At 68.2% G+C, this 23,894-nt stretch carries 12 protein-coding genes and 1 pseudogene; 6 read left to right on the top strand and 7 right to left on the bottom strand.

Annotated elements, in window-relative coordinates; genetic code table 11:
- The first annotated feature begins 251 nt into the window (after positions 1-251).
- Genes OG963_RS41800 through OG963_RS41810 form a run of 3 tightly spaced genes read left to right on the top strand, consistent with a single transcriptional unit; the run spans position 252 to position 7,364 of the window.
- Positions 252-3,620 carry an FtsX-like permease family protein gene (locus OG963_RS41800; protein ID WP_319741116.1) on the top strand — a complete coding sequence of 1,123 codons (3,369 nt, stop codon included), beginning with the start codon at positions 252-254 and terminating at the stop codon, positions 3,618-3,620.
- A 1-nt stretch (position 3,621) separates the two neighbouring features.
- The gene (locus tag OG963_RS41805; protein WP_371800138.1) at positions 3,622-6,417 is read left to right on the top strand and encodes an FtsX-like permease family protein; all 2,796 of its coding nucleotides are present in this window, start codon (positions 3,622-3,624) and stop codon (positions 6,415-6,417) included.
- Positions 6,414-7,364: an ABC transporter ATP-binding protein gene (locus OG963_RS41810; protein WP_362276562.1), complete on the top strand. Its 951-nt coding sequence runs from the start codon at positions 6,414-6,416 to the stop codon at positions 7,362-7,364. Before OG963_RS41805 ends, OG963_RS41810 begins: the two co-directional genes overlap by 4 nt.
- A 261-nt stretch (positions 7,365-7,625) precedes the next feature.
- Here OG963_RS41810 and OG963_RS41815 read toward each other — a convergent pair whose 3' ends face one another.
- Both OG963_RS41815 and OG963_RS41820 read right to left on the bottom strand, forming a co-directional pair.
- Positions 7,626-8,207 (bottom strand): hypothetical protein, encoded by a 582-nt coding sequence (locus OG963_RS41815; RefSeq protein ID WP_319741119.1) that lies wholly within the window; start codon positions 8,205-8,207, stop codon positions 7,626-7,628.
- Positions 8,208-9,230: 1,023 nt separating this feature from the next.
- Positions 9,231-12,953 carry a S8 family serine peptidase gene (locus OG963_RS41820; protein ID WP_319741120.1) on the bottom strand — a complete coding sequence of 1,241 codons (3,723 nt, stop codon included), beginning with the start codon at positions 12,951-12,953 and terminating at the stop codon, positions 9,231-9,233.
- 858 nt (positions 12,954-13,811) lie between these two features.
- Between OG963_RS41820 and OG963_RS41825 the strand changes: the two genes are divergently transcribed.
- Both OG963_RS41825 and OG963_RS41830 read left to right on the top strand, forming a co-directional pair.
- Positions 13,812-15,707, top strand: a complete 1,896-nt coding sequence (locus tag OG963_RS41825) for an N-acetylmuramoyl-L-alanine amidase (protein WP_371800139.1) — start codon at positions 13,812-13,814, stop codon at positions 15,705-15,707.
- A 486-nt stretch (positions 15,708-16,193) separates the two neighbouring features.
- Positions 16,194-16,416 (top strand): annotated as a pseudogene (locus OG963_RS41830) (sigma factor); the annotation flags it as partial.
- A 123-nt stretch (positions 16,417-16,539) separates the two neighbouring features.
- Here OG963_RS41830 and OG963_RS41835 read toward each other — a convergent pair.
- The 5 genes from OG963_RS41835 to OG963_RS41855 all read right to left on the bottom strand — a co-directional run bounded on the left by OG963_RS41835 (position 16,540) and on the right by OG963_RS41855 (position 22,160).
- Positions 16,540-17,448, bottom strand: a complete 909-nt coding sequence (locus tag OG963_RS41835; RefSeq protein WP_371800140.1) for an RNA polymerase subunit sigma — start codon at positions 17,446-17,448, stop codon at positions 16,540-16,542.
- 351 nt (positions 17,449-17,799) lie between these two features.
- Positions 17,800-18,192, bottom strand: a complete 393-nt coding sequence (locus OG963_RS41840; RefSeq protein WP_371800141.1) for a hypothetical protein — start codon at positions 18,190-18,192, stop codon at positions 17,800-17,802.
- A gap of 324 nt (positions 18,193-18,516) precedes the next feature.
- On the bottom strand, positions 18,517-18,696 hold the full coding sequence (locus OG963_RS41845; protein WP_319741124.1) for a hypothetical protein: 180 nt from the start codon (positions 18,694-18,696) through the stop codon (positions 18,517-18,519).
- 459 nt (positions 18,697-19,155) lie between these two features.
- Positions 19,156-20,856: an L-aspartate oxidase gene (locus OG963_RS41850; RefSeq protein ID WP_371800360.1), complete on the bottom strand. Its 1,701-nt coding sequence runs from the start codon at positions 20,854-20,856 to the stop codon at positions 19,156-19,158.
- 407 nt (positions 20,857-21,263) lie between these two features.
- Positions 21,264-22,160: an RNA polymerase sigma-70 factor gene (locus OG963_RS41855; protein ID WP_319741125.1), complete on the bottom strand. Its 897-nt coding sequence runs from the start codon at positions 22,158-22,160 to the stop codon at positions 21,264-21,266.
- 760 nt (positions 22,161-22,920) lie between these two features.
- Here OG963_RS41855 and OG963_RS41860 point away from each other — a divergent pair.
- Entirely contained in the window at positions 22,921-23,370 is a 450-nt protein-coding gene (locus OG963_RS41860; RefSeq protein WP_319741126.1) for a spore-associated protein, read from the top strand.
- Positions 23,371-23,894 lie beyond the last annotated feature (524 nt).

Consider the following 23,894-nt stretch of genomic DNA (forward strand, 5'->3'; position numbering starts at 1 on the left):
ATCGTGGCAGGACTCCATGGAGAGCAGGCAGTGCCTCCGAGCGGCGGAGGTCGGGCCGGCCGAGTAGGCCTCGTTTGCAGCTCAAGGGGTGTCGCCCTTGGGTGGGCGGGCGCGGTCGCCGGGCTCCGTACAGGTTCAGATGGCGATCACACGAGTCTTGAACACTCAACCGTTTCCTGTCCAGTGTCACATGTTATGTTTCCGTGCGACAAAATGTGGTCCGGTCCCTGAGAGACGAGGCAGGAAGCAGTGTGACGGGGTTCATCCTTCTACGCGTCAGAGCCCACCGTCTGCTCCTGGCAGCTTCCCTGCTCGCCGTTTTGCTGACCACCTGCGTCCTTGCCGTGCTTGTCGCGTTCTCCGGCACCGTGGGCAAAGCCGCGTTGCAACACGGTCTCGGCCATCGGGATGCGGGGGCCGCCGCTCTCGTCGTCAGCGCACACGTCCCTTCCGAGCGGCGGCACGCGGCCGCGCAGGCCGTGGCACGGGGCGCACGGCAGACCTTCGACGGTCTGCCGGTCACGGTGCGTGACCTCGAGCGCTCGGGGTCCTATGCGCTGCCGCGTGAGCTGACGGGTGCGGCCTCCGGTGCCGAGCTCCCCGACCTCACGGAGTTCGCGGCGCTGGACCGATCGCGGATCGAACTCGTCGAGGGAACGTTGCCCGGGCCCGTCGGGACAGCGGCACAGCCCCTCCAGGTCGCGCTTCCCGAGGCAGCCGCGAAGCAACTGAGGCTCAGGCCGGGTGCCCAGTTGACGCTTGCCGACCGGGCGTCGGACAAGCCGGTGGACATACGCGTCACCGGCCTGTACCGGGCCGCTGACGCGAGCGACCCGTACTGGCAGCTGGACAGCCTCGGCGGGCGCGGGGTGCGGACCCTTGCCTTCACCACGTACGGGCCGCTGCTGGCCGATCCGTCCGTGCTCGCCTCGCCTCGGACTTCGCAGGGGGCCTCTGCCTGGTTGGCCACGGCCGACTTCCGCGGGCTCGGCACCGAACGGATCGCAGCGCTGCGATCCGCTGCCGAGAGCGGATCCGCTGCGCTGCGCAAGGATCCGGTGTTCGCCGGGTCGGTCACCGTACGCACCGGCCTGCCGACGGTACTTGTACAGGCTGAGCGCACGCTGACGGTGTCCCGTTCCACTCTGGTGATCGTCGCAGTGCAGCTGGTGGTGCTGGCCGCGTGTGCGCTGATTCTGGTCGCTCGCCTGCTGAACAGCGAGCGGGCCGGGGAGACCGAACTGCTGCGGGCCCGCGGAGGTTCGCGCCGCCGGATCACGGGACTCATCGCACTGGAGGCGGTGCTGCTGGCCCTGCCGGCGGCTCTGTGCGCACCGCTGCTCGCGGGTCCGCTGTCCCGAGAGCTGGTGGAACGTTCTTCGCTCGGCCGCATCGGGTTGCGATTCGATGATGCCGCGGGGCCTTCCGTCTGGCTGGTGGCGGGTCTGGTCGCGGTGTGCTGTGCCGCCGCGGTGGTGGCACCCGCCGTGTCAGCCGGGGCGGACCTGCGCCGGGGCCGGGCCGCAGCGCTGCCCGCACCGCTGCGCGCAGGAGCGGACATCGCACTGTTGGCCGTCGCCGCTGTGGCGTACTGGCAACTGAACCGTCAGACGTCGCACTCCGGCACGGGGGTACTCAGTGATGACCGGAGCGGCCGCCTGGGCGTCGATCCGTTGCTGGTCGTCACGCCCGCGCTGGCGTTGCTGGCGGGCACGGTACTGATCCTCCGTCTGATGCCGCTCGCTGCACGGTTCGTCGAGCGCAGGGCTGCGGGCGGACGCAAGCTGCCCGCAGCGCTGGCGGCTTGGCAGTTCAGCCGTCGTCCACAGCGCGGCGCAGGGCCGGTCCTGCTGTTGGTGCTTGCGGTGTCGATGGGCATGCTGGCCATCGGGCAGAGCGCTTCCTGGGACCGCTCGCAGGGCGATCAAGCGGACTTTCGTGTCGGTGCCTCGATGCGGGTACGGGACAACGATCTCGTCAGTCCCGGTGACGCCGGTCAGTACGCGTCCCAGCCAGGAGTCATGGCCGCCGCGCCCGCTCACCGCTCCGCACTTGGCCTGTCGGGCAACCGCGTCGCCACCGTACTGGCTCTGGACACCGCACAAGCGGAACAGCACCTGCTGCTGCGAGAGGACAATGCGGACGGAAAGGCCGGTCGGCTGCTGGCCGCCGTCCGCTCCCACGGGGCCGGCGCCCGGTCGGGTCTCGTGCTGCCCGGCGGCACCAGCCGGATCACCCTCCGTCTGCGCCTTCAGGACGAGCTGACGAAATCGGCGCCGAAGGGATTCGTCGCCACGGCCACCGTGGTGGTGGAGGACGGTTACGGGCTGGTGTACGGGCTTCCCGCAGGGACGGTCCCGGCCGACGGCGCGGTCCACGTACGCACGCTGGATCTCGACAGGACCGGCGGAGGCAGGCGCGCTGTCCCTGTAGGACCCCTGACGATCACAGGGCTGAGGCTGGACGGCCAGGTGCTGCCGGGTATGGACAGCAACCTGTGCTTCAGCGTGGAGCAGGTACTCGCCCAGGGCCCCGACCGTGCGAGGTCGCATGCCGTCGCCGTGCCGGACGGGCTGCGCTGGCAAGGCAGCAGCACCGGCACCGTGGACGGCATCGCGCAGCCGCCGACGGCATTGCGGCCCTCGGCGGCGCGGCCGCTGACCGTTGCGTACCGGGTTGCATCGACGGTGGACAAGGATGCTCCGTATCTCCCTGCGGAGAACACGGAGCTCCGGCTCACGGCCGAGCGGCCCGCCGCTCCCCGGCAGCTCGCCGCGATCGCGACGGACGCGTTCCTGCGGGCGGCGGGCGCGCGGCGGGGCCAGAGCGTCGACGTCACCCTGGCCGGCGAGGACGTGCGGGTGAAGGTCGTCGGGACCGTGCGGCAGCTGCCGACAACTGGCCCCGAGGCGAACGCCACTGCCCCGGACGGCTCCGGCGAATCCACCTCCATCACGGGGCCGGGCGCCACGGGCACCGACGGCGGAGCGTTGTTGCTGGATCTCCGTGCCGTCAACGAACTGTTCGCCCGTCGTGGGAGCGCTCCGCCCGTTCCCACCGAATGGTGGCTGAGAGCCGCCCCCGGGAGGACCGCCGCGGTTGCCGACGCGTTGCGCGTGAGGCCCGATGCCGACCCCGCCGACGTTCTGGTGCGCGACGAGGTCGCTGAGGAACTGTTCGACGACCCGCTCGGTGCGGGGCCGCGCCAGGCGCTGCCGGCCGTCGCGCTCGCGGCTGCTGTGCTCGCCGCGATCGGGTTCGCCGTCGGCGCGGTCGGCTCTCTGCGCGAACGATCCGCAGAGCTGGCCGTTCTGAACGCCCTGGGCGCATCGCGGCGTCGACTTGCCTGGTCGGTCGCCGCCGAGCAGAGCGTACTGATCGCCATGGCACTGTTGGCCGGCGCCGCCCTGGGGACGGCACTGACCCGCGCGGTGGTGCCGCTGATCGTCCTCACCGGACGCGCCACCCGGCCGACCCCCGACATTCTGGTCGAACTGCCGCTTTCCCACGTGATGTTGCTGCTGGCCGGCGTCGCCTTCCTGCCGCTGCTGACGGTCGCCGTCACCGCTCTGCGTCGCGCCGAACCCGCAGTGACGCTGCGCCACCAGGGAGATGCCTGAGATGACCAACCGTACGGGCGGGCCGCACATCACGCCTCAGCGACCGATCGCGCCATGGACCAGGACACGGTTGCGCACCGCGCCGGGCTCCGCACTCGCCTTCGCTGCGCTCGTCCTGCTCACGGCCTTCCTGGCCGCAGCGTTCCCGCGAGCCGTCGACACCAACGAGTCCAGCAGCCTGCGGCAGGATCTCTCCGGCGCACGTCCGGCCCGCAGCATGCTGGAGCTGACCACGCCGCAACCCGGCCTCGAACTTCCGCAGTCCGTCAGGGAGGACGCGCTGCGCCCAGAGGTGATCGCGGCCGCGTACCGTAAGGTTCTGCCGCTCCTGCCCGCACCGGTACGCGCCGACACGACGCAGTCCGCGTACGGCGTCCAGACCACTGAGTTTCTGGTCGGCCAGGAGGCCTGGCTGCCGCGTCCCGATGGGCTTCCGCCCGAGTTCACCCTTGCCGCACAGGCCGGACTCGCCCATCACTCCACCATCCGGACAGGGCGGCTGCCGAACGCCCCGGCCGGCCTGACGATGCGGACGAGGGAGCTCGAAGCCGCGGTGACGACCGAAACGGCCGAGGTGATGCGGATGCACGTAGGCTCCTTGGTCCACATCGGTACGTCAGGCAGTCGAGCTCTGGCCGTGCGCATCACCGGCATCGTCGACCCCGTACGGCCCGAGGGCAACTACTGGTCGGGCGACCAGATTCTGCGCAACCCCGGCCTGAGCTCCACGGGCGATCATCCGCCACTCACGTACTGGAACGCGGGGCTGCTCCTCGCCCCCGAGGCGGCACCCGCGCTGCTGGGCACCCTCGGCGAGCCGCAGGCCTATTGGCGCATCGCGCCGGACGTCACCGGGCTGACGGCTCAACAGCTCCCCGTCCTCAGCGACCGCGTGGCCTCGCTCGAGAACGGACCGGAGCTGCTCCGCCTCAAGCAAGCGGCCGGCCAGCACGCTTCTCTGACCACCGACGTGGACGACATCCTCGCGTCCCACATGGAGATGCGCTCCGCAGTCCGCCCCGTCGTGGCGGTGGCAGCGATCGGGACCGGCACGGTGGCGGCATTGACCTTGGCGATGACCGGTGGGCTGTCGGCCGCACGGCGCGGCGCCGAGCTGGCACTGCTCCGGGCACGTGGTGGGTCGCTGCGTGGCATCGGGGGCAGGCTGCTCGTCGAGTCCGCAGTCGTCGCCTTGCCGGCATCCGGCGTCGGCCTGGTGGCCGCCATCCTGGCGGTGCCCGAAGGACGACTGGTGCCGGCAGTCGTGGGGGTGTTGGCGGTCGCGGTGCTCGCCTGTGTGGCGCTGCCGCTCGGTGCGCTCGCGCTGCACCGAAGGCCCCGGCTCCGCGTGGAGCGAGCCGACACCGTCAAGGCCCGGCCCGGCCGTCGGCGTACCGTCGCCGAACTGAGCCTGTTGCTCCTTGCCCTGGGCGCCGTGGTGACCCTCCGCCGCCGCGGCACGAGTGACTCGGGCGACCACTTGGTGAGCGCGGGCCCGGTGCTGGTCGGGCTGATCGCGGCACTGGTGCTCGCACGGTTGTATCCCCTGCCCCTGCGGTGGGCGGCCCGGCCGGCCGGCCGGCTGCGCGGAGCGCTCGGCTTCCTGTCGCTGGCTCGGGCGGGCCGGTCCTCGGCGACAGGTGTCCTGCCGTTGCTGGCGCTGCTGATCGCCCTCACCACGGCGGCGTTCGGAGGCGCTGTGCTGTCAGGGGTCGCCGACGCACGGGATCACGCCGCGCTGCAGGCGGTCGGCGCAGACGCAAGGATCTCCCGCCCCGGCCCGTCCGGGACGGGGCCCCTCCCGAACGGCCTCGAGCAGGCGGTGCGGGACGTCCACGGGGTCCAGGTGGTTGCCCCTGTGTGGATCGGACCCACGTTCGACCTGCCCCGTGCCCACCCGGTCAAGGGCGATCTCTCCCCTGCACTGGTCGCGGTGGAACCGCAGTCCTACGCCCGGATCACCCGCGCACTGGGGTCCGACACGTACCCGGACCAAGCACGTCAGGAGAGCCCGGGGCCGAAGGGGGCTGGTGTCCTGAACGTGATCGCCTCGCCAGACGTGGCCGAGACGCTCGGCCACGAACCGCATCTGATCCGGCTGGTCGGCAAAGACTTCACCGTCCGGGTGGTGGCGGTGCGCAGCCGCATGCCGGGTGTCGTCGTACCCGAATTCCTCCTCGTGGATGCCTCCAGGCTCAGGCAACGTGTCGCGACCACGGTCCTCCTGGCCTCCGGCGACGAGCTGGACGTCAGAGCGGTACAGGCAGCCGCAAAGGCCGGGGGAGCGGATGTCGACGTGCAGCTGCGCAGCGAGGTGCGAGCCTCGTTCGCCGACTCGCCCCTGCAGACCGGGACCGAAAGGATCTACGCGGCGGCGATCGCTGCGGGTGCGGGCTACGCGGTGCTGGCGCTCCTGCTCTCGGTGCTCCAGTCCGCGCCGGAGCGGACCGCTTTGCTGGCCCGGCTGCGCACCATGGGTCTCACCCGTCGACAGGGGCGTCGGCTCCTTCTCCTGGAGGCGTTGCCGCAGGCGGCCGTGGCCGCTCTGGGTGGCCTCCTGGTGGGCTGGGCAACGGTTTGGCTGCTGGCGCCGGGAGTGGATCTGACCCAACTGGCACTCGCTTCCGTTCCCGGCCTCGTGTCAGGGGCCGATGTCTCGTTGCGTGCCGACGCGTGGTCGCTGGCTTTGCCTGCGGTGGGTGTGGTGGCGCTGGCGGGGGCGGTGGCTGTGGGACAGGCGTGGTGGGCGGGGCGCCGCGGATCGATCACTGAACTCAGGGCAGGAGATATGCGATGACAGACACGACGACGACCACGCTGGCGGAGTTGGAGCAGCGGGCGGCTACGCGTCGTGACCGGCCCGCGTACGGGCACGACGCGCTGATCGCCTGCGACCGGCTCGTACGGATCTTCTCCGCGGACGGCGTGGAGGTGCAAGCGCTCCAGGGGCTCGATCTCCTCGTCCGGGAAGGCGAGTTGATGGCCCTGGTCGGCGCGTCCGGCAGCGGCAAGTCGACGCTGATGAACATCCTCGCGGGCCTGGACGTCCCCACCGCGGGCGCCGCGAAGGTCGCGGGCTGTGACCTGCTGGCGATGGGTGCAAAGGCCCGGCTGCGCTACCGTCGCGACGCCGTCGGCTTCGTCTGGCAGCAGACGGCGCGCAACCTGTTGCCGTATCTGACGGCCGCCCAGAACGTGGCCCTGCCCATGCAGCTGCGCGGCCATACGCGGAAGAAGGCCGAACGCGCAGAGGAGCTGCTGTCCATGCTCGGTGTCGCGGACTGCCGTGACCACCGCCCACAGCAGATGTCCGGCGGCCAGCAGCAGCGCGTCGCGATCGCTGTCGCCCTCGCCAATTCCCCGTCCGTCCTCCTCGCCGACGAACCCACCGGCGAGCTGGACTCCGCGACCGGAGAACAGGTCTTTGCAGCCTTCCGTCGTGCCAACGAGGAGCTGGGCACAACGATTGTGATCGTCACGCACGACCAGGGGGTCGCGAGCGAGGTCCGCCGAACCGTTGCGATCCGTGACGGCCGTACGTCGTCGGAGGTGCTGCGCCGCACCGAGATCGACGCCGAGGGACACGAGTCGGTGGTGGCACGGGAGTACGCGACATTGGACCGGGCGGGCCGACTGCAGCTGCCCGCCGAGTACACGGCGGCCCTGGATATGGAACACCGGGTGATGCTGGAGCTGGAACAGGACCACATCGGAGTCTGGCCCGGCGACGCGGAGAAGCGCTGAAATCGTCCGCGCATTCCGTGAAGCCCGACCCACGACGGTGTGGGGCCGGCATCGCGAGGCCGGCGGGTCCCGGTCTTTGCAGCCGATGCGCAGGACACCGGTAGCGGGCGCTGCGCAGATCCCGCTCGACGCCGGAGGCGTACATCCGCTGGTTTCCGCACCGGACAAGGACGACAGACGTTTTCCGGGCCGCCGCACATCCACGCTCAGCACCGAGGACCGTTTGCCGTCCGCACCCGTGAACCGGCGGGGAGGCTACGCCTAGGAATGCTTGGCGCGGTAGAGGCCTCGGCCGGTCCGCTGGACACGGGACGCACCGACAAGACGGTCCAGTGTGCTGCGGACGCCGTTGATGCTTCCGCTGTCGGAGTCACGACCGAGAGCCGCGGCGACATCACGCGCCCGTACGTCGGCGTCACCGACCTCGGCGAAGTACTCCATGATCTGCTCGGTGAGCTGGCCGTACTTCTTGTGCCCGTCCGAGTCGTCGCCGGCGGTAGCGGGACGTTCGGCGTCGTTGCCGCTCTCCGGCCTGTGAGCCCGCAGCGCGGACTGCGTCTCGGCGTTTGCGAGCCCGGAGGAGGCACTGTCCGTCTGCGGTTCGACGGGCGTGGCAGCCTGGCCCCGTTCCGCGGCTGCAGCACCGGCCGCGCCCGTAGTGACCGGGTTGAGCATCAGGGTCTCAAGGGCACTGAGGGCCCGCTGCACCGAGCCGAGATGCGCCACGACCGCAGCCAGTTCTCTTTCCAGCGCCTGCTTCTGGACCTGCAGGCGGGCGAGGTCCTCGTGAAGGCTCTCAGCGGTGATCTCGATGTCATGTGCCGCGCGGGTTACAGAGACCATGTGTTCCTCTCATCCTCAACCCTTCGTGCCGCGCCTCGGCACACCTACGGTGCCGCTCCGTCTGGACGCGGGAATGGGTAACCACGACATCATACGCAGTGACCTCATCGGGATGTTGCTGTACCGGACGGGTCCCAAGGGTTCGGTAGGAGACTGATCTCACTGGTGAAGGGGCACGAGACAGGGCTGCTCACGCGCTCAGGAAGGCCCTCCCGGAGGTGGCAGGAACGGCCAACACACATTGAAAGCTGTCCACCAATTATTGCCACTGTTCGCGGCGGACGCAATGGACAGGGAAACACTCACTGTCAGAGCCATGCAGATTCTCGACTCGGGGGCCGTGCACCCGCTGCCAGTCGGCCCCTTCACGGCGGGCAGGGCATGGATCGTTCTGGCCGCTGCGCGCACGCGTGGTCCGAGAGACCGCCGGTGTCCTGTCGGCCAGGTGATCCGCAGCGATTCTCACTGTCTGCAGCTCCGGTGGAGGTGGCGGGCGCGCGACACAACAGGCGCAGCGCGTCGGCGGCTTCCTTGATCTGTGCGTCGACAGTGACAACTGCCTCTCGGCGTAGGTGGAGACGGGCCTTCAGCAGGGCGGCCTCGGTTGGTCGCTGCGAGCGGGTTTTAACCGCCCGCATTGACCGAACAGCTGCGGAAGGTCTGACAGCCGCGCAGCAGCACGCGGCGCCAGGAAGGGACAAACAGGCGAGTAGGGTCAACGGCTCCTTGCGGCACAGATTGTGCATACTCTTGTCGTCCCGTGGTGAGTGCGGCGAATGTTGGGTTCCATGCAGGTCACTGCCCGCTCGATGACGTCACACGCTTGCTGTTCGGTATCTCGTCGATCGCCGACGAACCTGCCCCTTCGCTCCACCCCCGTCACAGAGCTTCACCATCGCCACGGAGTGGGCTGCCGGAATGCCCTACGTCGGTACACCGAAGCCCGGGGGAGGGTCCGTCCGCGGTGGGACGACCACCGCGGACGAACTGGCTGCCTGTTCTGCGGTCCTGGACCGTCGTGCCTCAGCGCAGGCCGAACGCCCTGATCACCGTCTGGTGAATCGCGTTGCCCGCCGAGTCCTTGGCGCTCGTCCTCATCGACACGTAGGACGCCTTCTTCGGCGCGTCGAGTCGGAACCTCCCGTCGCTGCCGCAGGCGGCCTTGTGCCAGGTCCTGCCGTCGTCGTAGGACAGCTCCAGGCCGACCGCGCCGATCTTGCCGGCGCCGACGGCGTCGGTCAGGTGGCCGGCGGTGACGGACAGGGTGTCGTGCCGCCCGGCGCGCCCTGCCGCGTCCGTGCCGATCTCGTAGTCGAGCTGCACGAGCGGCAGTACCGCGGAGACGTCCTCCGGCGGTGCCTTCGACGTGAAGTCCCACTCGGTGCGTGTGCTGGAGGAGTACTTCGTGACGGCGTTCGTGCCGCGCTCACCGGTGACGACCAGCCGGTACGGCAGCTTGCCGGCGCCGGGAGCGTCGCCCCACACGTTCGTGAAGTTCCCCTGGCCCAGTTCGGTGGTGCCCTGGTAGAGGGTCTGGTGCTGACCTGCCTCTACGTCCTGGTTCCACCCCACATGGTTCCGGCTGCCCCAGGCCGGGATGTCGACGTACAGTCTGTTGCCGTTGCGGGTGGGCGGGAGGTTCCCGTAGAAGGTGTTGTTCAGGTAGGGGCGCTGGATCGGCTTGAACCACTCCTCGGACTGCCTGCTGCCGGCCCGGTAGGCGGTTGTCGCCCCCTTCTCGAAGCCCACGTAATCGGCGTACGCCTCCTGGTGCCAGCGGACTTTCGCGGTGGACACCCAGTCGGTCCGTTTCCCGTTCACGGGCTCCGGCATGATGTTGCCGGAGGTCCAGTCGACGCCGTCGAGCCATTCGAAGCGGAACTCGCCGGCGGTTGCGTCCGGCTTCGGACTCGCGAAGGTGACGTCGATCCTGGCCAGGTCGGTGGCGTCACTCCTGACCGTCGTCTTCGACGGGATCTCGTTCTGCCAGACGTGCGCGAGGTCGTAGACGTACGGGCTCGCGGGCTCGGACTCCACGGTGATCCTGGCCCCGCTGTCCTTCGCCTGCTCGATCAGCTTCTCGCCCTCCTCGAAGCCGAGCAGAGCGACGTCGAGTGCGATGAACGGCTCTTGCGGCGGCGCGTAGTAGCGCAAGGGGCGGCCGTACCCGTTCTCCACGACCAGCATGAGCTTCGCGCCGGCGGCCATCGCGTTACGCGCCTGGTCGACGTCGCTGACGTCGTCGCTGTGGCGGACCACCACGGCCTTGCCGCGCGCGTCGAGGTGTTCGTAGTCCGCGCCCGTCCCCTCGGCGGCGAAGACCAGCGGCAACTTGTAGGTGCCCTTGGGCAGCGGGGTGATGCCCTCCTGACGCCGTATGTCGGTGAACTCGGTCGTGCGGGTGGAGAGGGCCAGTGCCGGCTTCTCGTTGCGTGAACGTGCGGTCAGCTGGAAATCGCCGTGGGTGACCTTGTGGGTGGTCGGCTGCGCCCAGATGCTGTCGTAGTACAGGCTCTCGGCGGAAAGCCCGGACCTGACGCCGTTCATGACGCGGTTGTAGCCGAGCTTGTGGAAGGTCACCTCGCTTCGCTGAGGGGTGGTCATCTGGATCCGCTTGACCTTGGAAGCGTCGAACGTGACGGTGGTGTCGCGATCCAGAAGGACGTCGGGGTCGCCGAGCAGCGCCAGCCCCTTGGAATGCGGACCGTGGATGCCCTGGACCTCGTGGAAGGAGAGCGCCGAGTACACGTTCTCGGGCAGGAAGATCTCCCGGGTGCCGGAGGGACCGACGCCTACCGGGAATGAGCTCCCCTCGTCCACGGTGAGCAGTTCGACCTGACCGGACGTGGGGTTGCCGTCGGCGTCCTTGAACGTGAGGGTCAGTTTGTGCATGAGCGCGATACCGAGGGAGACGGCGGTGTGCGCCGTGGCCTTGCCGGCCGTGTCCGTTGCCAACACCTGGCCCGAGTAGTGACCGTCGCCGGTGCCTGCGGAGCCGTCGATCGTCACCGTGACGTCGGCGGTACCGTGAGCGGGGACGACCACGTGGGAGTCGGACAGGCGGAACATCCCGGCCGGGGCGTGTGCTGCGTCGACGGACAGTGTGAGCGCGACCGGCGCGTCGGTGGCGTTGGTGTAGGTCACCGGGCGCTGGACGGTGCCGCCCGTGTACTGCGCCGCACAGGCGGTCGCCGTGGCGAAGACTTTGGTCCGTGCTGCCGCGTCGACGTCCAGCCGTCCGCTGCCGGCCTGGAAGGCGTCGTACTGCGGGGTCTGCCGCGAAGTGCTGGCCAGCAGGTCCTTCAACTGGGCGCCGGACAGCCCCGGACGCGCCGCGGCGAGCAGGGCTGCGGCGCCCGCGACGTGGGGCGTGGCCATGGATGTGCCGCTCAGGGACCGGTAGGCGCCCTGGCCGTTGCCGCTGAACTGGGAGTTGGCCGCGAGGATGTCGACTCCGGGGGCGGTGATCTCCGGCTTCAGCGCACCGTCGACACGGGGGCCTTCACTGGAGAAGGAGGCGAGCGAGTCGGTGGAGTCGACCGCTCCCACGGTCAGCGCGGAGGTGGCCGCTCCCGGCGCGCCGATGGTGCCCGGAGCCCCTAGGTTGCCCGCGGCGATCACGAACAGCGCGCCGGTCTGGGCGCTCAGCCGGTCGACGGCCTGGCTCATCGGGTCGGTACCGTCGGACACCTCGTCGGTGCCGAGACTCATGTTGACGATCTTGGCGTGCTGATCGACCGCCGCCCACTCCATGCCCGCCAGGGCATAGGAGATCTGCCCGCTCCCGTAGTTGTCCAGCACCTTGCCTATGTGGAGCCGGGCGCCCGGCGCGACACCCTTCTCCTGACCGTGGGAAGCCGCACCTGTGCCGGCGATGATGGACGCGACGTGGGTGCCGTGCCCGACGTGGTCGTCCGTGTTCTCGTCGGGCACGAAGCTCTGCCGGGTCGCGATGCGGTCCGTCAGGTCCGGGTGGTCGGCGTCGACGCCGGTGTCGAGGACGGCGACGTCCACGCCCTGCCCGGTGCTGCCGTCGCGCCAGACCTGTGGGGCGCCGATCTGCGCGGTGCTCTCGGCGAGGTCGGCGTGGACGAGGCCGTCGAGCCAGATGTGCGAGATGCCGCCGATGAACGACGGCTGGGCCTTCTGCGCCCGGGCTCCGTCGGTCGTCGCCGTCCCGGCCACGGACTTCCAGAAGTCCGCGGAGTGCTCGCGGTCCGTGGTCAGTGCGGCGCCCTGGATGCTGTCCAGGTTCCGCACCCTGACCGCACCGTCGGGAACGGCGGACGCGCGGCGTGCGGCACCGGCTTTCGAGTAGGAGACGATCAGCGGCAGCCGGTCGCGGTGCGCGTCGTCGTACCCATCCGCGATCAGGTCCGTGATGTTGAACAGCTGCCGGTCCAGTGCGCCCTGGGCCACGAAGGGCAGCGCGGACTCGGGGTACACGTAGAGCTCGTCGCCCGATGTCGAGATGCGGGTCCGCGCGGGTCGTCCGTCCGCGTCCCGGACGGTGACGATGCCCCCGGGATCGCCGCCGGTGCCGGGGCTCTGACGGGTAGTCACCACGTCGCCGGTGATCAGCGTGACGGTGTGCTCGCCGGCGGGTACGTGGACCGCGGTGGCGGCGGACGGCGTAGCGGGGGCCTTGGGTGAGCCCGCGGCCTGCGCGCTGAACGGGCTCGTCAGTGCGAACACCGAAGCAGCGGCGATGACCGGCACGCTCCAGCGTCTGTCGTATGGTTTCAAGAGTGTGTCCCTGCGATGGTCAGGGCAGGGGACGGTTGCCCCCCGCCGTCCAACGGTGCCAACCGGAACGGTGGGTGTCACCGGGGCGACGTGATCGTATGCCCACACGATTGGGATGTGAAGGGTTGGAATAGTGGTGGATCTCGTCCCAACGGTGTGCCTGCCGGTTTACTGCGAGCTCGGTGTCCGCAGCGGGGACAGACGCCGCACCGGATGATCGCGCGCCGTGGTCCGCAGGAGGACAGGACCCTGTCAGCGGCGCGAACTTGGGCATTTGGGCAGGTGGGGAGGCCATGACTGCATGGCCGGGTCATCCCGGTGACCTCGTCAGGTGCGTGACATGCGGCAGAGAGAATCTGCGCTGACCTGTACCGATCGCGAGCTTCTCAGTACGTGAGGCTGGGCCCGGGGGAGCGAACACACAATTCACACAGTGTGTGACCGTGGATGGGGCTGCATGGCCGCCCTCCTCCAGGCACCGCACCACCGTCCCGCCCCTGGGCGGCATCGCACTCTCGTCCAGATCCTCAACCGAGAACCTCCCAGCGTGAAATTATCCCTCGGGTACCTGGGATTCCCCGGAACGGTCTTCGCAGTCGTTTCAGTGTGAATGTTGTGCGAGTGGGATATGTCACGCAGGGCATTCCTGCTGTCCAGCGCTACGAATTCGAGCCGCGCAGCAACTATAGACAGTGTGATCTGCTTGTACCGGGCAGGAGACGCGTCACATCATCATGTACAGTCCGCATGCTGGCATCCAACAGCAGGGCTCTGGCTCCGAGTTCACTCCAGCGATGACGTGGTGCAACTCATGACTACTCAGAGCTCATCACCATCATGTGAAAGCAAGGTATTGCAGTGCATAAGCGCAAGCCGCGGTGGCGGCTGCCACTCACGATCACGGCAGGTGCGTTGGCAGCGGCGAGCGTCACAGCCCTTCCGCTGCTCGCCAACGCGTCCGCACCGGATGGGCGAACCGCCGGCCGCCAGCAGGCGTTCGAGCAGGCCGCAGCCGAGTACGACGTTCCCCTGCCGGTTCTTCTCGGTGTGTCCTACCACGAGTCGACGTGGGAAGCGCATCCCGGGGAACACAGCACCAGCGGCGGTTACGGGCCGATGCATCTGACGGACGTGACGCCCGAGATGATGGCCGGTGGCGATACCGGAGCGGCCGGCCGCGGTGATCTGAAGGAGATGGCCGCCGACCCTTCCCTGCACACTCTTCGGACGGCTGCGAAGCTGACCGGATTGCCTGCCGGGAAGCTTCGCGACGACGAGGTCGCCAACATCCGTGGCGGCGCTGCTCTGTTGGCCTCATACGCAAAGGCCACGACCGGGCGCACGCCGGTGGATCCGGGCCAGTGGTATGCAGCGGTGGCCCGCTACGGCGGCTCCGAGCAGGAGCGTGCGGCAAAGGCGTTCGCCGACCGCGTCTTTGCGACGGTCAAGAAGGGTGTCGGCGAAACAACCCGGGACGGGCAGCAGGTCCGGCTGGACGCCGTCGCGGATGTCCGGCCGGCTACGAGCCAGCTGGCCGGCCTGCGGCTGAAAGCGACGGCCGCTGCGGAGACCGAATGCCCGCCGACACTCGACTGCGCCTTCGTTCCCGCTGGGTCTGCCAACGGTCAGGTGTCCAACCGGCCCGCCAACAACATCCGGATCGATTCCATCGTCATTCATGACACCGAGTCGTCCTACGAATCGGCCATCAACAGTTTCCAGACGCCCGGCGGCGGTTCAGCGCACTACGTGATCCGGTCGTCCGACGGTGCCGTGACCCAAATGGTGCCCACCAAGGACCTTTCCTTCCACGCGGGCAACTACTCGACCAACATGCATTCGATCGGTATCGAGCACGAGGGCTACGCTGCGTCCGGAGGCACCTGGTACACCCAGGTCCAGTACGAGACCAGCGCGGAACTCGTCGCGTACCTGGCCGACCGCTTCGACATTCCGCTGGATCGGCAGCACATCATCGGGCACGACAACGTTCCTGGGCCGAATTCTTCGCTCGTCTCCGGCATGCATTGGGACCCGGGTCCGTCCTGGGACTGGGAGCGTTTCATGCGTCTCCTTCATGCTCCCGTGAACGGCGTTCACGGCGTAGGGCCGATCGGATCGGCGGTCACCATCACCCCCGGCTTCACCCGGAACCAGCAGACCGTGCAGGTCTGCCCAGCTGACGATCCGACGGGTGCCACGCCCGAATGCGTCGAACGGCGCCAGCCGTCGAACTTCGTCTACCTGCGCACCGCGCCCGACCGCATCGCTCCGCTCTTCGGTGACCAGGCGATTCACACGGACGGTATCGGGACCAACCGGGTCAACGACTGGGGGAGCACCGCGCAGGCAGGACAACAGTTCGTCGTCGCAGGCCGTCGGGGCGATTGGACAGCCATTTGGTACAGCGGTGACAAGGTGTGGTTCCACAACCCGCACGGACGCAACACGACCCCCGCCCGCGGCGTGACCGTGGTCAAGGTTGCCGGGGACTCGCCGGCGGCGGTGTACGGCAGCAGCTACCCGGACAAGGACGAATATCCTGCCGGGCTTTCGCCCTCCACCCAGGCTCCGCTGAGCTTCTACAGCGTCCCTGCCGGTCAGGCGTATGTCGCGACCGGTGAGGCCGCGGCCACCGACGACTACTTCCCCTCCAGCGGCAGCGTCGTGACCGGCGGCAAGAAGATGTACACCATTCAGTACAACCACCGAGTCGGGCTGGTGTACGAGTCCGACGTGACGGCAACGCCCTGATCGTCACACGGTGAACGTCTGGCCGGCCAGGGCCGACGAGCGACCATCGGGATGCCGGTCGGTCGCCGGCGCTCCTTGCCCCCGGACACACCGGTCGAAGCCAGGACGGCGAGGGAGCGCTTCGGCACCCTCTTCGTGGCTCCGGAACAGGCCTCCGGCCTCCGCGTCCGGCACGACACCTTTGACATTGATGATCTCAGGGTGTCGCCGGGCCCGGAGGCCTCGGCGGAACACTGACGAGCGGCTTGGGCACCGGCTTCACCTGAACCGGAAGAGCGCTCCGCAACGCGGATATGGCAGCTCGGTGACGTGCCAGGGCCGGACGAAAGGGTGCAGGGCGGTGTCCGCACGCGATCGGCACCGACACCGACGTCTCCCTCGGCCCGGGCGAACACCACGCCGTCACCGCCGGAACGGATACCGCACGATCATGCATGTCGAGCCGTCCCCCACAACACATTCCCTGAAGAGGCTGTTGCTGACTTTGTGCAGCACCGGACACGTCTCTTCGGAATCGCCTACCGAGTGCTCGGCAGCGCGGTCGAGGCCGAAGACGTCGTCAGGAAGTATGGCTGCGGCGGCAGAAGACCGACCGCTCCGCGGTGGTCTCCCCGTGGCCTTCCTCGCGAGCACGACGACCCGCTTGGCCATCGACGTGGCGAAGTCTGCGCGGGTGCGTCGGGAAACCCATATCGGACCATGGCTGCCCGCTGCCGAGGGGCCACGACCGCCCGGTTTCCCACGTACACGGTGCCGGCTGACGTACATGGTGGCTGTCGTGTCACCGAAGCAGCCGTGGGACAGACCTTTCAGGAGTGATCAGGATCAGCCGTCATCCTTGCGGTGAGGGACTCGGGTGCGAGCTCGGACCGCCAGGGGTGGGCGGCTGGTTCCAGGAATGCAGTTTGTCGGGGTTGAGTACGACCCACACCTGTGCGACGTGGTGGTCGGCGATGTCGAGGCTGATGACGGCGGCGACCTGGTGGTCGTAGCGGGCGACGAGGCCGGTGCGGCCGTTGACGGACTGGGTGGTCAGTGTGGTGCGCGGGTGGCGGGCCAGCAGCGTCAGCAGGCTGTGTGCGACCTGCCGACTGCCGTGGACGGGTCTGACCAGTGCCCGGACCTTGCCGCCGCCGTCGAAGAACGCGGTGGCGTCCGGACAGAGAAGCGAGACCAGCAGCCTGGCATCCTCCGTCAGACAGGCTCGGCGGACGGCGCAGGCAAGGGCATCGTGCCATTCCGGCGTTGTGGGATGTGAGCGCTGCACCCGCAGGTGGTGGCGCGCCCGGTCGACGAGTTCGGCGCACTCCGGCTCCGTGCGTCCCACGATGTCGGCGATTGCATTGGGGGGCATCCCGGCGTTCTTCAGCACGAATGCCGCCCGTTCGGCAGGGGACAGGGAATCCAGAGCATTCAGCAGAACCCGGCTGACCTCCTCCTCCAGCTTCTCCTGCGGCCCCTCAGCATCTTGCCCCTGCCCACGGACGCCCCTTCTCCGTCCGGCCGCACCCCGGTCGGGCAACAGGTCCAGACAAATCCCGCCCACGGTCTTCGCGAGCCAGGACCGGGGCGTCGTGATCTGCCGACGCGTCGCGCCGGACAGCCCGTACCACCGGCGGTAGGTCTCATCGACAACGCTCTCTGCCGCACCGGTGCTGCCGAGCATCCAGTAGGCGATATCCAGCAGATACCGACGCTCGTTGAGCAACTCCGCGATCGGAACCGCGTCAGCATGGTCCATACGGCATCCATCCTTTCGCACGGCACCACGCAGTGCGTCCGCATGCATGCATATTGTTACCGTTCGGGAGGGCTTCGGCGGTATCGGCGGACCGATGGCAGGACCCCACCACGCACGCCCTCTCCGCCAGGGGGAAACGGCTGTGGTAGCCGACGGCTGAGTGCTCGCGCATGGGATACCTCCTCTGATTCTCGGCTCAACCCGTTAGACCGGGCAGCCATGAATCCTGTGACACAGGCTTCCACGCCTGACCGGAGGACTCGGGCACCGTCCTGCCGCCAGGAGCCCTGACAGCGCGCTGTCCTGCGGAGGCTGTCCCGGAAAAGGATGGGCGGTGCCCCCCTCGTCCCGTCATACCGAACAACGGGTGAGACTGAAGCGGCCGATACCATCCCGATGGATCTGCTGGACCTCGACCTGATCTGCCTCGGCCTGGATCCCGCCCCGGGCCACCCGCTTCGGGTCGCTGTTGGCTCGCTGGATGGCCATGGGCACCGCGTGAGTGGTGTCGAAGACCTCATCGACAACGTAGTACAGCCAAACGCGTTGACGGTTGGCTGTGTGGAACCGCAGGCCCACCAGCCACTTGTCATGATCCATGAGGTGCGAGCCGGAGGGAACTCGCGCACCGTCAATTCGATCACGCCCGCTCGAATCGGAGAAGTCGGTGCCCAAGACTCTCTCGGGAGCAGGAACGCCGACCGTGGATACGCCCTGTGCAAGATGCCTGTCCGTCTGCGACATGCTGTTTCATCTCCATTCCGACCAGGGCAATCACGTCGGAGGTGCGGCGTTCCGCTCAGCTATGGACATGATTGGGGCGATTTGGACTTCTGTATATGTGACTGCACAGCTGCCTGTTTTGTGACACCTACAGGTCGGCTTTGCAGCACTTTTTTTGAGACTCTCCCGCCGGTACGTCCCGTCTGCCATCCGGAATCACAGTCGTGTGCCCCCGGCGCCCCGCGCACCGGACAGCTCCCACACCGTGTCGACCCGTCGGTTGCCCGCGGCCGGCCGGCTCGAGTGACAGGCGCCATCGGAGTCCGTCACCGACGGCTGCATCGCCTACGGCTGCTGAACTGGGGGAAGCCGGTACAGACTGTTGGAGATGGCGCTCATCCGCTCGTTGAGGTCTACGAGTTCCTGGCGAAGTCCGTTGACACGGGCAGCCAGTTCGGTGGCTTCGGCGGCCAGCGACATGACTGTGGCCGCGATGTCGATCTGGTTCTCGGTGGATCGAGTCATCGTGTTTCCTTCTGCGGCAGAGACCGGATGAATGTTCGCCGCCACGACCCCACGGAGCCGTCCGGCGTGTGGGAAGGCCTGCCCCGCCGGGACGACAGTCGCGGAACCCATAGGGGTGCCCGGGGAGGTGCTGCCGGCGCATCATGCTCCCTGAGCCAGGTAGCTGATGCGCCGACAGTCATCTGCCGGTCCAGGCAACTTCCGAGCGCGCATCTTGCGATGAGCCGTTCACCTGCACCGTGCGAAGTCCTTCTTCACCGCAGGAGACAGCGCAGCGGATCTGCTTGTGACAACGGGGCGCAGGATTCCAAGAATTCCTTCCCGATGCGGCCTTCAGGGGCTCTGCCGCACGAGACGACGCAGCTGTTCATGAGCTCGCGTCACGACACCGCCGGGGGTCGCTTGAAGTGCTGACGGCAGAGCACCCGGGCATGGCGCGCTTCGCCGCGTCGTGCGAGGTCATTCGGCAAGCTTTCCGTCGGTCGAGACCTCCTCCATCAAGGAGGAAACCTCGTCCGGGACGGCTGGAATGGTTTCGCGGGTGATACCGGCCTTCGGGGACCACACGAGATTGACCTGCAGAGCCGGATCCAAGTCGGGGTAGTCACTGCGATTGTGACAGCCACGCGTCTCACGACGCTCCAGCGCGGCTTCCAGGGTGGCCCGGGCCGCCAGGGCGGCGGACAGGAGATCAAAGGCGTGCGCGAGGTCCTGATAGCCGGCGATGTCCGGGTGCACGCCGACGTCCGCCATCCTCTTCTCGATCGCCGAGAGCTCCGCCAGCCCGGCGCGCAGGCCCTCTTCGTCGCGTACGACTCCCGCATGCTCGGTCATGGTGTTGCGGATGGCGCGCTGCAGGGCACGGACGTTCTCCGGTCCGTCGGCTGCGAGAAGGTCGTCGATCTCCGCCCGAGCATGCGCTATTGCCGACGCCGACCGCGGCTGCGCCGTCAGTGACTGTGAGTAGTCGGCGGCTGCCTGGCCTGTGATGCGGCCGTAGACCAGCAGCTCTATGAGACTGTTCCCACCTAGGCGATTGGCGCCGTGCAACCCGCTCGACGCTTCACCGATGGCGTACAGGCCGCGGACGTCAGTGCTGTGGTCCTCGGGACGTACCCACACGCCGCCCATCGAATAGTGCGCAGTGGGCGCGATCTCGATCGGTTCGCGGGTGATGTCCAGCATCTGCAGGTCCAGAAGAGTCTGGTAGACGCGGGGGAGTCGCGTCATGATCGTTTGCCGTGGCAGGTGGGAGACGTCCAGCCACACGCCTCCCTTGGCAGTCCCTCTCCCTTCCTTGATCTCCGTGTAGGCGGCCAGGGCCACGCGGTCGCGGGTGGACAGCTCCATACGGTCAGGGTCGTAGCGGGCCATGAACCGTTCCCCGAGCGCGTTGCGCAGGATCCCGCCCTCACCCCGAGCGGCCTCGCTGACCAGGGTGCCGGCCGCGTTCTCCGGCTCGATGATCCCGGAGGGGTGGAACTGGACCAGCTCAGGATCGCGCAGGCGGCATCCGGCCTCCACGGCCAGGCGGAAGGAGTCGCCCATGTTCTCGTCGCGCCGTGACGACGTGCGCCGCCAGATACGGGTATGGCCGCCCGCAGCCAGAATGACGGCGTCGGCGTGGATCAGGTAGCGCGTACCGTGCGTGAGGTCGAAGCCGTAGGCGCCGAAAACGGCGCCGTCGTGCACCAGGAGCCGGGTGATGTAGATGCCGTCGAGCACGGGGATGTCGAGCTGATCCGCACGTCTGATGAGCGTGCGCTGGATCTCCAGACCGGTGTAGTCGCCGGCGAAGGCAGTCCGTCGGAACTTGTGCGCCCCGAAGAAGCGCTGGGAGATACGGCCGTCCCCTTCCCTCGCGAAGTCCATGCCGTAGCGTTCCAGGTCGTCGATGCCTCGGGAGGCGCCCTCGGTGACGATCTGGGTGGTGCGGGGGTCGGCGAGCAGATAACTCTCCTTGAGGGTGTCGGCTGCGTGCTGTTGCCAACTGTCCTCCGGGTCCATGGTGGCCAGGGCTGCGTTGATTCCTCCGGCAGCGAGTGCCGTATGGGCATCCTCCTTGGGGCGCTTGCCGACCGCGAGAACATCGATACCTGCCTCGGCCAGTTCGATTGCTGCTCGCAGCCCGGCGCCTCCGGTGCCGATCACCAGCACCATGGTGGAAAGACGCTTTTCAGTGATAGCCACGTTCTGCTCCGATCGCCTGGGGTGTCACTCACTACGACCAGGCGATCCCGGGATCTGTGACATCTTTCGTCACCGGTGCGCCGGTGTACCCATGGCGGGTGGCGGCGACTGGCAGCACACAGGGGAGAGACGGTGTGAGATCCGGCCCAGGTCCTGCCCCCAACCCGGGGCGTCACAGCGGGACGCGGTCCAGGGGGTGCCTCCGGGGCGCAGAGAGGCATGTCGTCAAAGCCCCACGCGGATGTGATGAGGGACCGGATCGGGTCCATGACATCCCACGCGACCACACCCATGCCTGCCTGCGCGGCACGATGTCGGCCCCCTGTGACAGCCACCGTCATGCGGGGCGTTCGGACACAGCTTGTGAAAAGACTGACTCAGTTGGCCAGTGAAGCCACGTAAGGAGCCAGTTTGGCCGGATTCATCACCCACATGATGCGTTCGATGCCTCGCGCCGACACATCGACAGTCAGCAAAGCCACCGCGTTCCCACCTGCCGAGACGAGGACGGCCGGTCTGCCGTTGGCCTCGACCCAGCGAACGTCTGTCGGAGGCCAGAAACGCGGGGCGAAGGCGGCAAGGTACTTGGAGACGTGCGGACGCCCGACGACCGGAATCTTGGATGCCCCGCGCACCCCTCCGCCGTCGGAGTAGCTGACCACGTCCTCAGCGAGAACTTGCTCGAGCGCCGACAGGCTGCCCGTCTGCGCCGCGGCGAGGAACACCTCCAGCAGCCGCCGGTGAGCGGCAGGGCTGACCGGCTCCCGGTGTTCTGCTGACAGATGCTTCCGGGCGCGGCTCACCAACTGACGCGAATTGGCTTCGCTCGTCTCCAGAATGTCCGCGATCTGCTTGTACGGGTAGTCGAAGGCTTCCCTCAGGACGTAGGCAGCCCGTTCCGCGGGGCCCAGCTTCTCCAGGATGAAGAGAACCGCCATGTCGAGCGCCTCCGCCCGTTCCGCACCCACCTGCGGATCCATGCTTGTATCGACGGGCTCGGGAAGCCAGGGCCCGATGTACGATTCACGCCGCACCCTGGCGGACTGGGCGAAGTTGATTGCCAGACGGACGGTGACGGTGGCCAGGAACGCTGTCGGCTCCTGGATGTCGGCACGGTTGGCGTTCTGCCACCGTAGCCACGCCTCCTGGACGATGTCCTCGGCTTCCACAGCACTGCCGAGGACGCGGTAAGCGATGCCGAAGAGTCGGGGACGCGCTGCGATGAACTCCCTCGTTGCCCGGTCAAGGGAGTCTGCGTCATCTCCGGCGCGCATAGATGTCCTCCCGTTCTTGATCACCATGCTACAAGCCGTCACAGCAGGACGCGCGCCGCGATGCGGGGACATGCGATCGCGCGGGGACACGGCAGCTACGGCTCCACCAACGTGCCCTGGGCACCCGCCAGGTCGCGTAACCACGTACCACCAGGACGAGACCGCCGAAGCGCAAACACCCGTCGATCCGGGCGATGGCCGAGCCCCAGCGATCCGTTTTCGACATGACGGCGACCACGCCTCTCACAGGAGAGTCCGAGCATCCCCAGTGTGAGTGACGCCTTCCTGATGGCGGCTGTCATGCCGCGAGAAACGATGGGCGGTGTGGGCTCGTGGCACCGTCGTCGCGGAGGCGTCACCCGTTCGGATCGGCCGTCCTGACGGTGGCCGGCCCGAGATCTGCTGGGAGCTGGTGACCGCCAGTGCCACTGTCTGCTCCACCGTGGCAGCCTCGCCGGTCGATTGGTCGGCGTGGAGGAACTTCCTCACCCGATACGGGAGACCGCTGTGTGCTGGGGCAATGGCCACCTCCGCGTCGGAGGGTTGTCCGGCGTGCATGAGACGTATGCCGGCCGCGATCGCTGTCGTGCTGCCCCTGAAGGCGTGCGCATTCGGGGTGCTCATCGTCCACGCGTGACAAGGGCTGCGGCAGCCGCCGGGATCACGCGGTACCTCTGCGCGCACTCAGCACAACCATCCTTGCCGCTCGGCGGTCACATCAAGTGGGAGCAAACCGCTCTCAGAGAAACAAGGGGGAAATATGGGAAGCATGCGTAAGGCCGCGGCTGTTGGGGCGTTAACCACACTCGTGGTGGGCGCCACGGCCGTGTTCAGCACGTCTGCCTCTGCCGCACCCAACGTCACACCGCAGCGTGTCTGCGGCAGTGCCTACAAGACCGTCAACTCGGTGCCCGTCGGCTCGCTGGGTACCGTCTATCTGACGTACAACTCCTCGAACGGCAAGAACTGCGTGGCGACCATCCGTGCCAACCCGGGCACGGCCAAGGAAATGTCCACGTACATCTACGTCCCCGACACCGACGAGTGGGCCGGGGACTCCGGGAACTACACGTCGTACGCGGGGCCGGCCTACGTCTACGGCAAGGCCCACTGCGTGAGTTGGGGCGGCAACATCGCCAACGTGTACGTGTCGGTGGAAAACTCCAACTGTGCAGCGTTCAAGGAGCAGCGGGTCACCGAAATCCGCTGATCCGGCTCATCACCCGGCCGCAAGGTCCCGCGCCACCGCTCCCCGGAGTCCGACCGCCATGCCGCTGACGGCTGTCCGGAAGGTATCCACGAGCCGCAGGTGGGGCGGGATCTTGCAGTCGGGCCTGCCCGCGCCAGGGGACGAGCCTGGGCAGGGCAGGGGCCGCCGAACTCGAAGATCGCCCCCGACCAGGAGCGGACCGTCGGCCCAGAGGCCGCCGGCGTCCTGCGCGACGCCTACGACGACCGGCCCGCTCCGTTCGAGCGCACTCGGATGCCCATGCGCCGGGACGGGGCCGTGCTCTTGATCCACGGGCGAAGGTCCGGAAGCGGGACAGGGAACTGCTGGTCGGCACGTTCGACCTGTGGCTGTGCAGCGACCTGGCCCGCTCCCATGTGGATCGTCGGCACTGTCGGCCTGTGAACCGGACCCCGGCTCTTGCACGAAGGGCCGGCCGCACACCTCGGCCATTTCGGCTTCACCCTGCGCCACCCACGGCTGAACCCGGAGCTTCGAGGGGCGGT

The organism is Streptomyces sp. NBC_01707 (genome assembly GCF_041438805.1).
Taxonomy (GTDB): domain Bacteria; phylum Actinomycetota; class Actinomycetes; order Streptomycetales; family Streptomycetaceae; genus Streptomyces.